8 protein-coding genes are annotated in these 12,050 nt (G+C 64.2%); 6 read left to right on the forward strand and 2 right to left on the reverse strand.

Annotation, left to right across the window (positions count from 1 at the left end; genetic code table 11):
- Positions 1 to 113: 113 nt before the first annotated feature.
- Positions 114 to 740: a sugar transferase gene (locus SH809_06220; protein MDZ4699279.1), complete on the reverse strand. Its 627-nt coding sequence runs from the start codon at positions 738 to 740 to the stop codon at positions 114 to 116.
- A gap of 128 nt (positions 741 to 868) precedes the next feature.
- Positions 869 to 2,023 carry a DegT/DnrJ/EryC1/StrS family aminotransferase gene (locus SH809_06225; GenBank protein ID MDZ4699280.1) on the reverse strand — a complete coding sequence of 385 codons (1,155 nt, stop codon included), beginning with the start codon at positions 2,021 to 2,023 and terminating at the stop codon, positions 869 to 871.
- 209 nt (positions 2,024 to 2,232) lie between these two features.
- On the opposite strand from SH809_06225, the gene SH809_06230 reads away from it, so the two are divergent.
- From SH809_06230 to SH809_06255, 6 genes are all read left to right on the forward strand, one after another.
- Positions 2,233 to 2,808 (forward strand): SIS domain-containing protein, encoded by a 576-nt coding sequence (locus SH809_06230; GenBank protein MDZ4699281.1) that lies wholly within the window; start codon positions 2,233 to 2,235, stop codon positions 2,806 to 2,808.
- Between the two features lie 120 nt (positions 2,809 to 2,928).
- Positions 2,929 to 6,051, forward strand: a complete 3,123-nt coding sequence (locus tag SH809_06235) for an SLBB domain-containing protein (GenBank protein ID MDZ4699282.1) — start codon at positions 2,929 to 2,931, stop codon at positions 6,049 to 6,051.
- A 33-nt stretch (positions 6,052 to 6,084) separates the two neighbouring features.
- Positions 6,085 to 7,299: a Wzz/FepE/Etk N-terminal domain-containing protein gene (locus SH809_06240; protein MDZ4699283.1), complete on the forward strand. Its 1,215-nt coding sequence runs from the start codon at positions 6,085 to 6,087 to the stop codon at positions 7,297 to 7,299.
- Positions 7,300 to 7,411: 112 nt separating this feature from the next.
- Positions 7,412 to 9,703, forward strand: coding sequence for a polysaccharide pyruvyl transferase family protein (locus SH809_06245; GenBank protein MDZ4699284.1), 2,292 nt, complete (start codon positions 7,412 to 7,414; stop codon positions 9,701 to 9,703).
- 8 nt (positions 9,704 to 9,711) lie between these two features.
- A complete protein-coding gene (locus SH809_06250; protein MDZ4699285.1) occupies positions 9,712 to 10,956 on the forward strand; it encodes a glycosyltransferase family 4 protein in 1,245 nt (414 codons plus the stop codon).
- A 180-nt stretch (positions 10,957 to 11,136) separates the two neighbouring features.
- Positions 11,137 to 12,021, forward strand: coding sequence for a class I SAM-dependent methyltransferase (locus tag SH809_06255; GenBank protein MDZ4699286.1), 885 nt, complete (start codon positions 11,137 to 11,139; stop codon positions 12,019 to 12,021).
- The last annotated feature ends 29 nt before the right edge of the window (positions 12,022 to 12,050 follow it).

Genomic DNA, 12,050 nt, shown 5'->3' on the forward strand with positions numbered 1-12,050 from the left:
CCGCCGGCGCCGACAACGACGAGGGAGGGCATAAAAGGGACGATCGGGGGGAGAGACGGCGCGTGATGGGTGACGAGACGACACACGCGGCGCGCACGTTGCGCGCGACGCCTCTACGCCGCGCGGACGTCCGGGTTCGCCATGGGCGCAAAATCGCTGTTACGCCCGCCGGGCCCGTAGGCGTCTTCGGCGGATAGAAGGGCGAATGGGGTGCGGAGGAGGATCCAGGCGTCGAGGCCGAGACTCGTCCGTTCGACATAATCGACGTCCAGCCGGATGCGCGATTCCCAGCGGAGGGTATTCCGGCCCTGTACCTGGGCCCAGCCGGTCAGGCCGGGTCGTAGCGCCAGGCGCCGGCGTTCAAACGCCGTGTATCGCTCCACCTGCGACGGCACCGTTGGGCGCGGGCCCACGAGGCTCATGTCGCCTCGGATCACGTTCCACAACTGGGGCAGTTCATCCAACCCCCAGCGACGCAGGAAAACGCCGGAACGGGTCGCCGCGGGGAGCGGTTCGGTCAGCGCATGCGGCGTGGGGTGGAGGGTGCGAAATTTGAGGATCGTAAAAGGCCGGCCAAAACGGCCGATGCGGGTCTGGCGGAAGAGGACGGGCGTGCCGCTATCCAGCGCGACGACGACGGCGATGAGCGCCATCAGAGGAAGGGCGAGAACGAGAAGGACCGAAGCAAGCAGCACGTCTACGCCGCGCTTGAGGGGGAGGTAAGAATTGATGCGCTTCAAGGAAAAAACGGCCGGATCGGGTGACTGAGGGGAGACTTTTTGATAGCGAGCGGAGATGCGCAAGGATTGAGCCGGTTTGACTGTCCCCGGGCGCTGGGAGAGGCCTGTCGGGCAGGTTCACAGAGACTTCAATTCGGAACGCCATGAAGTGATTCGTTTCCGTTTTTTTCTTCTGCTGAAAATGCGCCGGCGAGCGCTTCGGCGACGCGGGCCACCTCGTCTTCGGTCAGGGTCGAGTAGAATGGGAGGGCCAGTGTGCGCGCGCTGATGGATTCGGCCACGGGGAAGTCTCCCTCTCGGTATCCGAATCGTTCCCGGTAGTAGGGCTGGAGGTGGATTGTAGGGAAATAGGGGGCACTCCCGATGCCGGCGGCGCGGAGCCGCTCCATCACACGATCCCTCAGGCCGGCCGGCGATTCCGGCCGCAGTTCGATGACGTATACGAACCAGCTGCGGACGGAGCCGGTTTGTTCAGAGGGTGTTCGGAAGTGATGCGCCAGGCCGGCCAGCGCCTCATCGTACCATGCGGCGACCTGTCGGCGGCGCCTGAACAGATCCTCGCTGCGTTCCAACTGGGCGCAGCCGATGGCGGCGGACAGCTCGTCGAGCCGGTAGTTATAGCCCAGCCGTACGTGTTCCATGATCGCCGGCGTCCGCCGGCCCTGGTTCGCCATCGAGCGGCAGAGGGCGGCGATCTCCGGGTCATCCGTCGTAATACACCCGCCTTCGCCGGTGGTGATCGGCTTGTTGGGGTAAAACCCGAAGGCGGCGGCCCGGCCCCAGGCGCCGACGGGGCGGCCCTGAACCGACGCGCCAGGGGCCTCACAGGCGTCGTCGATCAGCATCAGGCCGTGGCGTTTCGCGAGGATCTCGAGCGATGGCCAGTCCGCCGGCTGCCCGAAGACATCGACGGCGAGGATTGCGCGCGTGGCCGGCGTGAGCGCGGCCTCGATGCGGCGTACGTCCAGCGTATACGTCTCGGGATCGACGTCGACAAACCGGGGCGTGACGTGTTCGAAGAGCAGGCAGTTGGCCGACGCGACGAAACTGTAAGGGGTCGTGATGACCTCGTCGCCGGCCCCGAGGCCGAGCGCACGCACGATGAGGTGGAGCGCCGCCGTGCCGCTGTTTACGGCCACGGCGTGGGATACCCCGCACAACGCGGCCATTTTTTCCTCGAACGACGTCACAAAAGGCCCCAGTGCAAGCCGGCGGGTATCCAGCGCCTGCAGCACATAGCGGGTTTCGCGTTCGGAGAGGTCGGGGAGTGAGAGCGGGATCAAGGCCGGTGAGGGGCTAGTTGTGGAACAGGTTGCGGCGGAGGGGTTCAACGACTGATTAGCGATTAGCGATTAGCGATTAGCGATTAGCGATCAGCGATTAGCGATCAGCGATTAGCGATTGTCGGTTGTGGCAGGTACGATCAACATTTATAGCCTTTTACTTTTCACTTTTACCTTTTCACTTTTCACTTTTCACTTCCAACTTCCTCATGCCCGTCCGCTCCGTCATCGCCGAGCATCTGCGTGTTATCGAGTTGCTGGTTCATCAGGCGGATGAGATCGAGCGCATTGGGCGGGATCTGGCCGAGCGGGTGAAGCGCGGTGGGCGGGTCTTCTGGATGGGGAACGGAGGGAGTGCTGCGCAGAGTATGCATTTTGCGGCGGAACTGGTGGGGCGATTCAAGCGTGAACGGCAGGCACTGGCATCGCTGGCATTTTCAGCCGACCCGTCCGTGGTCACGGCAATTGGGAATGATTATGGATTTGAACAGATTTTTGCGCGGCAAGTCCGCGCCTGGTGTAGAACTGGCGATGTGCTGATCGGTTTATCGACATCGGGCCGCAGTCCAAATGTCATCGCGGCCTTTGAGGAGGCATCCTCAAGGAATGTGTATACCCTGGGCCTGACCGGGCGGTCCGGCGGTGAGATGGCGGATGCCGTGGATGCCTGTCTCATGATCCCATCCGACGATACGGCGAGAATTCAGGAGGCGCACCTGCTCGTAGGGCATATGTGGTGCGATTGGATCGAACAAGGAGCCCTGGATGCGGGGCCCGCGTCATAACCAGCATCTTCATGCGTGCGCCGCGCCTGTTCGCGGGCACGTCCAATAGATAGATTGTCAACGAACTCCTCTATGTACAACGGAACGTCCCCGATTTCATCTGTTGTATGCACAGTCGCTATGCTGGCGGGCTGCTGTTTTTTATTACTGGTTACCCCGAAGGCCGCGCGTGCGCAGGACCTGCCGGCGAACGTGCAACGCGAACTCCAGGAGCGCGGCCTCACCGCCGACGAAGCGCGCCGCGAGGCGCAGCGTCTCGGCATCGACCTTTCGAACCCGGAAGTCGCCGTCCGCCGTGCTCGTGAGATCGGCATTTCCGAAAGCCTGGTGCGGCAGATGATTCTGGCCGTACAGGCGGAGGAAGAAGCCGAACGACTGCAGCAGCTGGGCGTCGTGGGGGAGGTGGACCGCGACGTGCCCTTGATGTTCGGGCCGGCCGTCCTGAGCCGCGATGTGCTCGTGTTGCCGCTCATCGATCCCCTCTTTTTTGCACCGAATACGTCCGAAGAGACGATCGAAGAAGTGGAGGAAGAGCGCCAACGCCTGCTCGCGAGCGATACGATCGTCGTCCGCGTGCCGCTCCGCGATGCGTTGTCGGGCATCCGATCGGTAGAGATGTTCCTCCTGAACGAGGTCAGCGCCGACACCCTGTACGCCTATGAGGTGCGGCGCATCCTTGGCAGCAAGTATGAGGGGAGCTGGCAGGGCCTTTTCGCCGTGCCGCACGATGTGGCTGTCGGCGATTGGGGCATCTACGTGCTTGCGATCGACGAGAGCCATAACGACAATATCATCGAGACGGGGACGGTACTTCGGATCACCCACGACGCCGCCGAGGCCAACGTCGAACGCGATTCGATGGCCGTGGCGGATAGCCTGCCGTATTTCGGGTACGACCTCTTCGCCGTGCGCCCGGAGTCCTTCCAACCGGTCACGAGCGGGCCCGTGGACGATGGGTACCTGGTGGGGCCGGGCGATGAGTTGCGCCTCATCATTTTTGGGGCGACAGAGTTCCAGCAGGATCTTGTGGTGGACGATGAGGGCCGTATCTTTGTGCCGAACGTGGGGCAGCGGACCGTCGCCGGCACCCGCCTCGCCGAGTTGCGCGAGGACCTCCGGCTGTGGCTGTCGAAGAATTACGCCGGCCTCACCACCGAGCCGCCCGAGGTGCTAATGGACCTCAGCGTCACCCGCCTCCGTCCGGTGAGCGTATTTGTTCTGGGCGAGGTGCCGCGACCGGGCCGTTTTCCCCTGCCCAGCAGCTCGACTGTCTTCAACGCCCTCTATGCCGTGGGCGGGCCGCGCTACACGGGCAGCCTGCGCAACGTGCAGGTCGTTCGGCGCGGACAGGTGGCTTACCAGGTCGACCTGTACGAGTACCTGCTCAAGGGCTTTTCGGAGGGCGACGTCCGCCTCCAGTCCAGCGACAATATCTTCATCCCGCCACGGGGATTGACCGTGGCGCTCGAAGGCGAGGTACATCGGCCGGCGTACTACGAACTCCGTTCGGGTGAGTCGATCCTTGACCTGCTCCAGTTTGCCGGCGGCTTGAAGCCGGAAGCCTATACGCGTCGTTTCCAGATCGACCGTGTGGTGCCCTTCGCCGAACGCGCCGATCCGATGGAGATCCGCAAAGTGCTCGATTTTAGCCTCGTCGATGTGTTATCCGGTGCCCAACAGGTGGCTCTCGAAAACGGCGACCGGGTGACCATCTTTTCGATCCCCGAGGCGACCAACATGGCCGCCCGAAGTCGCGTCCGGGCCGTGAGCGTGGGCGGCGCCGTTCACAATCCAGGGCGTTATGAACTCAACGAGGCGATCCGCACCGTGCGAGACCTCATCGCCGAAGCCGATGGCCTGACGGGCGACGCGTATCTCGATAAAGTCGAACTCATCCGCCTCACGCCGTCGCTTCAGCCCGAGGTTGTCTCGCTGAGACTGGACGATATCCTGGCGGACGAGCCGACGCAGAATCTCGTCCTGCGGCCCCAGGATAGTCTGCACGTGTTCGCCCTGAGCGAGCTACGCGTCCGGCCGACCGTCAAAATATCCGGCAAGGTGCGCTCGCCGGGCATGTACGAGATGCTCGAAAACATGACCGTGACCGACCTGCTCTTCAAGGGTGGTGGGTTGGCCGACCCGGAGCATCTCAAGACCGTTTTCCAGGCTCGGGCGGACATCTTTCGGAAGAGTGCGGACGGGCGGTCCGAGCAGATCATCCCGTTCGATCTGAGCGAGGCCCTCGCCGGCGGCCCCGTGGCCAGGATGTCGTTGCACCCCGACGACGAGATCCGCATCTACCCGCTGGAAGTGGAAGTCGCACGTGACCGCTACGTCCAGATCGCTGGCGCGGTTAAGGCGGAAGGGCAGTACCGTTTCCGCGATGGGATGTCGCTCGAAGACCTGATCTTGCAGGCCGGCGGCTTCCGCGACGACGCGTATTTCCAGGAGGTCGAAGTGACCCGGCTGGACAAACAGCGGCAAAACGGGGAACTGGCCATGGGCATCGAGGTCGCCCTCCTCCCGCCAGAGGCCCTGAACGAAACCTACAGCTTCGGGGTATCCGACAGCCTCAAGGCCTTCAGCGAGGCCCGCAAGTTCAAGCTCCAGCATCTCGACCGGATCTACGTACGCACCAACCCGGCGTACAAGCCGCAGCAGACGGTGATGGTGGCCGGCGAAGTGCAGTTCCCCGGCGAATACACACTCCTTCGCGAGAACGAGACGCTGTCCGAGGTCATCCGGCGCGCCGGCGGCATCCTGCCGACGGGGTACCCGAAAGGCGGCCGGCTGTACCGAGAGAACCTCCAGGTGATTGCACGGCTCGACCGTGCCCTCGGCGGCTACCGCGACGCGGACATCGTGCTGCTACCCGGCGACCGGGTGTTGATCCCGGCCCAGCCGAATACGGTGGCGGTGCGCGGAAACGTGGCCATCGAAGGGTTGATCAAATATGAACCCGGCCGGCGCGTGAAGTATTACCTCAGCCGCGCCGGCGGCCTCCGACCCGAATCTGAAGCCGTCCTCATGACCCAGGCCTCTGGCGCGACGTTCCGCGTTCGGCGCGGCCTGTTCAAGTCCAACCCGGTGGTCGATGAGGGTGCGAAGATTTTCGTGACCAAGAAGCCGCCGCGGGAGCCCGGTGAACGGATCGATGTCGGACGGACGATCGTTGAAACCGTGGGCATCGTCTCCAGCACGCTGACGATCATCGTCCTCGCACGCCAGGCGTTCCGCAACTAAGTCCACCGCTGTAATCGCACACCGTAAATCGATATGACCGCCCCGACCAACCCGGCGAACGGCACCCCGAAGGCGCTGGCGCCCGCCGACGAGCAGGAGGTTTCCCTGCTCGACATCGCGCTGGTCCTTGCGCGGCACCGGCGCGTCATCGTCCGCTCGGTGGCGGTGTGTGGCTTGATTGCGCTGCTGTTCGCGCTATTTGCCTCGTCCCAGTATACCTCCTGGGCGCGGGTGATCCGGGAAGTCGAAAACGACGCCATGACCCGCAATATGAGCGGCCTGTCGCTGTTGAGCGGCTTCGGCCTCAACCTGGGGGGCGCGGCGACGGGCCTGACGGCGGTTGCCTATCCGGATGTGGCCACAAGCCGGGAAGTTCGCCTCGCCGTTGTTCGCGACACGTTTTATTTCCCGGATGTCGATGCCACGATGACGTTCGCGGCCTATACCGTGCTGGCGCCGGGCTTCGGAGAAACGGTGTTTAACTACACGCTCGGCTTGCCCTTGACGCTCAAGCGCGCGCTCCGGCGGTACCTGATTCCGGCCGGGCCCGCCGGCGCCGGCGCCGGGGAAGCCTACCCGACTCGCGCCGAAGAGGAGGCCATGAAAGACATCGCCGAGCTGATTTCGATCGGGGTGGATGAGGAGACCGGCCTGATGACGCTCTCCGCGCGGACCGACAACCCGGTCCTGTCCGCGCAACTGGCCCAGAGTTTTGTCGATCGCCTCGTCGAGCGCGTTCGGGATATCCGCACGCAGAAAGCGCGCGAGGACCTCGTCTTCATCGAGCAGCAGTTCAAGGCGTCTGAGGACTCCCTGCGCAAGGCCGAGAATACGTTGGCGGCGTTCGACGACCGCAACGTGAACCCGCACAGCGCCCGGCTGCGCACCGATCGCGATCGGCTGATGCGGCTGGTGTCGTTTAAATCCGAATTGTACAGCGACCTCCAGGCCCAGCTCACCCAGGCGGAGATCGATCTGCAGCGCAGTACACCGGTGATCACGGTCCTCGAACAGCCGGTGCCCCCCATGGAGTCCTCCGGCCCGCAACGTACGCTCACGTTATTCCTCGGGCTGATGGTGGGAGGGGTCATCGGGCTCGGGCTCGCGTTTTTCCAGTCGTATCTCGAACACCAGCGTGCCGACACCGTCGAACGCACCAAACTCGATGAACTCCGGCGGGTGTTCCGGCCGGGGCCGTGGCTCCGTCGCCTCCCATTTGTGTCTCGCCGCAAACACGTGGAGCCCTGAGTGGCGTCTTGCCTCTTCTCAAGTGCGCGCCTGCTTTCTTCGGGTTACCCCCCTTTTCTCTGCTGCTTTTTCAGTACTGCTTTTTTTCTACTGCGCCCGCATGTCCAGCGCTATGAATCTTAAGACCCTTTCAAAGATCGTTCAGGGCTATCAGGCGGCCGTCCCACACCCGAGGCAGCGCTTGCCGCGGGTGATCCAGTTTCCCGTGAACGACATCTGCAATTCCCAGTGCCAGATGTGCCACATCTGGAAGCAGAAGCTGGGCCGGCAGATTACGCCGGACGAGATCCGTGTGGCGCTCGCCAATCCGCTCTACCGCGAAGTCACCTCCGTAGGCATCAACGGAGGCGAGCCGACCCTGCGCAAAGATCTGGCGGAACTGGTGCAGGCGCTCATCGACGTGCTCCCGAAGCTCGAACGGATCAACCTCATCACGAACGCGATCGTCCAGAAGCGGGTAAAAAAGGCCGTCGACGAGTTGGCCGACACCTGCGGCGCCGCCGGCGTCCACCTCGATGTCATGGTGTCCCTCGACGGCATCGGCGATGTACACGACCGTGTCCGCGGGATCAAGGGCAACTTCGCCTCGGCCTTGGGCGTGCTGGATCATATCCAGACACACGCCGGCGTCCAGTCCTACCGCATCGGATGCACCGTCATCCGAGAAAACGTGTACCACGTGGAGGAAGTGCTGGACTGGTGCCAACGCCGTGACCTCTATGCCCGCTTCCGGATTGGCATCCCGCACCAGAGGCTCTATGGCAAGGACATCGTCGATCCCTTCGCGTTTACCTGGGAGGAGCGGTTCCATTTCGCCAATTTCATCGATCACCTCCACCTCCACTACGAGCGGCAGGAAGGCCGGCGCGCCTTCTACCGGAGCCTGCGCGACCAGGTGATCTACGGGAAAGAGCGCAAGGCGGGCTGTAGCTGGAAAAACGAGGGTGTCACGCTGCTGTCCGATGGCGGCCTGGCTTATTGCGCCGTGGAGAGCAAGACGATTGGGAATGTGATCGACGATGACTCCGAGGCCGTGTTCTGGGCGAATGCGGACCACCTCTCCGAAATCGTAGAGGATAAGTGCAAGTTCTGCCTGCACGATTACGAAGGGTTTTCGGATCGGTCGACGTACGTGCAGAGCATCGGCAGAGCGGCGATCAAGTCGCTGCCGCAGGTTGTGCCGGGGGCGATCCGGCTGGCCGCCGGCACGCTGCGGGTGCAGGAAGAAAAACGGCGGCTGCGCGACGTGCGCGCGCTCGCCGCGCCCGCCCGCCGATCGCCGGCTTCAGGGCGTGTCCTCATCTGCGGCTGGTACGGTACCGAGACACTCGGCGACAAAGCCATCCTTGGCGGGATCGTCGACACCCTCCGGCTGACCCATCCGGACGCCGAGGTGGATGTAGCCGCGATCGAACCCTACATCACCGAAAACACGCGGCGTCAGATGCCGGAGTTGCGCCTGGCCCGTATACTCTCGCTCGCCGAGGCGCGGACACAGGTGAAGGCCGGCGCGTACGGACTCGTCGTGATGGGCGGCGGACCCTTGATGACGGGCGTTTCGCAGTGTATCGATATGCTCGAACTGCTGGCCCTGGGCCGCGCCGCCGGTGCGGCGACGCTTGTCGCCGGCTGCGGCATCGGGCCGCTGGGAGGCCCACGCGACGCCATCGTCCGGGAGCTGCTGGAGACGGCGGACCGCGTCCTGCTCCGCGACCGAAGGTCGATTGCGACGGCTCGCAACGTCCTGGGCTGGGACGGCGAGGCCGGCGTCATGCTCGATCCCGCGTTCCTCTGGATCGCCCGGCAGGCGGCTGGGACACCCGTCGAGCCGACCGACCGGGTGCTGCTCGCGCTCCGCGACTGGCCCGTGAACGAATACGCCGCCGGCCTCTCGCCGGACGACGCGATACGCGCGCGGACGCATTTCGAAGAGGAAGTGCTCGGGTTCGCCGACGGCGCGGCCGACCGCATGCCCGGCGCCGTGGTCATCCCATTTTGTATGCATAAACAGGCCGTCGGCGGGGACGACCGCATGTTCTACCGCCGCCTGCTCGCGGATCGCCCCGCACTCCTGGCCCGGCTCGATGACCGGCATCGCCCGCCGGCCGAGGACCTCGCGGCCTTTCGATCCAGTCGCCTCGTCGTCGCCATGCGGTTCCACAGCGTGGTCTTCGCCATCGCGGCCGGTCGGCCGTTCCTGGCTATCGACTATACGCTGGGTGGCAAGATCGCCGGCTTGTTGGACGACCTCGGCCTCGCCGATCGTCTCATCGCCCTGACATCCTTCAACGCCGACGACGCCTGGCGCATGGCCCTCGCGGCCCAGGCGCCGCCCTCCATACAGTCGCACCTGGATGCGTCGCGTCAGGTGCTCTCCGAGGCCTTCATCCGGTTGCTGTCGTGAGGGCTGCCATGAAAGCCGTCCTGGTCAACGCGGACGATGGCATTGGGGGCGCGGCGCGCGCCTGTTACCGCCTGCACCGCGGTCTGCTTGCCGAGGGCGTGGAGGCACGGATGCTCGTCCGCACCACATACAGCGACGACGAAACCGTGAGCGGGCCGCGGGGCTTCCTGCGCTCCAGCGCCGCGCGACTCCGTCCGTACCTGGCCGGCCCGCTGCTGGCGCTCCATAACCAGGAGATGGCCGGCGTGCACTCCATAAACGCCTTGCCAACCGGCATGGCGCGTCGGATCGCCGCTGAGCGGGCGGACATCGTGCATCTCCACCTGCTCAGCAAAGAGACCATCAGCATCGCGGAGGTCGGCCGCATCGCGGCGCCCGTCGTATGGACGCTCCACGACATGTGGACGTTTTGTGGCACCGAGCATTACACCGACGACGGGCCGGCCGCGCGGTTTCGTACCGGCTATACCCATGGCGGGACCGCCGTGAAACGCGGGTTCGACCTGGACCGGTGGACGTGGAAGCGCAAGCGGCGCCACTGGGCGACGGAGCGGATGACCGTGGTCACCCCGAGCCGCTGGATGGCCGAGTGTGCCCGATCCAGCGCGCTCTTTCGGGATGCGACGGTGGAGGTGATCCCGAACGGCGTCGACACCCGTCTCTACAAACCTCTCGACCGGGCGGTGGCGCGTGATATCCTGAACCTGCCGGCCGACCGGAAGCTGGTCCTCTTCGGAGCGATGCGGGCCACGAGCGACCGAAGGAAGGGATTTCGCTTTCTCGAAGCAGCTCTGCGACGTCTCGCCGCCGGCCCGCTTGGCGCCGAAACCGATCTCGTCGTTTTTGGCGCGACGGCCCCCGCCACGCCCGACGACTTTGGCCTACCGGCCCACTACACCGGGCGCGTGAGCGACGACATCAGCCTCGCCCTCCTCTACGCCGCGGCCGACGTTTTCGTCGCCCCATCCCAGCAAGACAACCTGCCGAACACCGTCGTCGAGGCCCTCGCCTGCGGAACGCCGTGTGTTGCTTTCCGTATTGGAGGTATGCCCGAGATGATCGCGCACCAGGAAAACGGGTATCTGGCCGAGCCGTTCGACACCGACGACCTCGCCGCCGGGCTGGCCTGGGTGCTGGAGGACGCCGTCCGCGCCGCCATCCTGGCGCAGGCCGCCCGCCGCACCGCGCTCGCGTCGTTCACCATCGAACTACAGGCTCGTGATACGGCCGCGTTGTACCGCCGGCTGATCTGACCTCGCGAGGAAGATATTTCCATTCTGTTTTCGCGGCCCTGCCGCGTTACGACGAATAGCAGGCACATCCTGGCACCATTTTTTCGGGCGATTTTGCGTACCCCATCGTCGCTGGCTCCACCGCCATCACCGGAAGCCGCCGCCGCGCACTACTCGACCCTAGTCGTTATCCCACTCGATATGCTGCTTAAAACTCAGCTGCGCCGCCACCTGCGCAAGCCGCTGCTGGCGATTGCCAATACCATAGATCCTTTGTATGTCGATGCCTATCGGGTCCTGAACGGCTACTCCGGCTTCATCCCGCCGCTGGAGAATCGCCGGAGGATTGGCGGTGGCTCCATTGGAAAGTTCATCGGCGCCGGCCTGCGGTGTTATACGCCTATCAAGGAGGCGATGGCCGCGCATCTGGAACCGCCGGCGTGTGAACGCGTGGTGCTCGACTTCGGCGCCGGCGTCGGGCGGACGCTCCAGTATAGCCACAAGGAATTCCGGCATATGCATGCCACCGATGTAGACGCCACGGCTATCGCCTATCTTAAACGAGCCTTCCCGAACGTGGCGGTGTCGGTCAACGATTACACCCCGCCCCTCGAGTACCCGGCCGGATTTTTCGACGCCATCTATTCGGTATCCTTGTGGACCCATCTGCCGCTTCGGGACCAATTTATGTGGCTAAAGGAGATGTACCGGGTCGTCAAGGTCGGCGGCATCGTGCTCATCACGACGCACGGGACGCACGGGCTGGCCTCGCTGCGGCGCAAGCTGGAGCAATGGGCTCCGGTGAGCGACGCGGAACTGGCCCAGTACGGCACCATGTACAAGGAGTACCCGGATTTCGACACGAATCTTGCGAACCATCCCGGCGTCACATCCAGCTACGGCATGTCGGTCCATTCGCCGGCGTATATCCGGCGGGTATGGTCCCGGCTGTTCGAGGTGGTCGATATCCGCGAGGGCGTCATCGATAACGTGCAGGACCTTGTCATCCTGCGTAAACGCGATCCACGGCGGCTGTATCAGAGCCAGCTTCAGGCCGGCCGGCCCCGGTCTGTGTTAAACGGCTAGCGCCAGGGCTGAGGCGCGGCCGCCATTTT

The organism is Rhodothermales bacterium (assembly GCA_034439735.1).
In the GTDB taxonomy this organism is placed as follows: domain Bacteria; phylum Bacteroidota; class Rhodothermia; order Rhodothermales; family JAHQVL01; genus JAWKNW01.

Excerpts from the sequence above, each read along its gene's own strand:
- SH809_06230 (MDZ4699281.1), top strand. The coding sequence starts at position 2,233 with ATGCCCGTCCGCTCCGTCATCGCCGAGCATCTGCGTGTTATCGAGTTG.
- SH809_06235 (MDZ4699282.1), top strand. The coding sequence starts at position 2,929 with ATGCTGGCGGGCTGCTGTTTTTTATTACTGGTTACCCCGAAGGCCGCG.
- SH809_06240 (MDZ4699283.1), top strand. The coding sequence starts at position 6,085 with ATGACCGCCCCGACCAACCCGGCGAACGGCACCCCGAAGGCGCTGGCG.
- SH809_06245 (MDZ4699284.1), top strand. The coding sequence starts at position 7,412 with ATGAATCTTAAGACCCTTTCAAAGATCGTTCAGGGCTATCAGGCGGCC.
- SH809_06250 (MDZ4699285.1), top strand. The coding sequence starts at position 9,712 with ATGAAAGCCGTCCTGGTCAACGCGGACGATGGCATTGGGGGCGCGGCG.
- SH809_06255 (MDZ4699286.1), top strand. The coding sequence starts at position 11,137 with ATGCTGCTTAAAACTCAGCTGCGCCGCCACCTGCGCAAGCCGCTGCTG.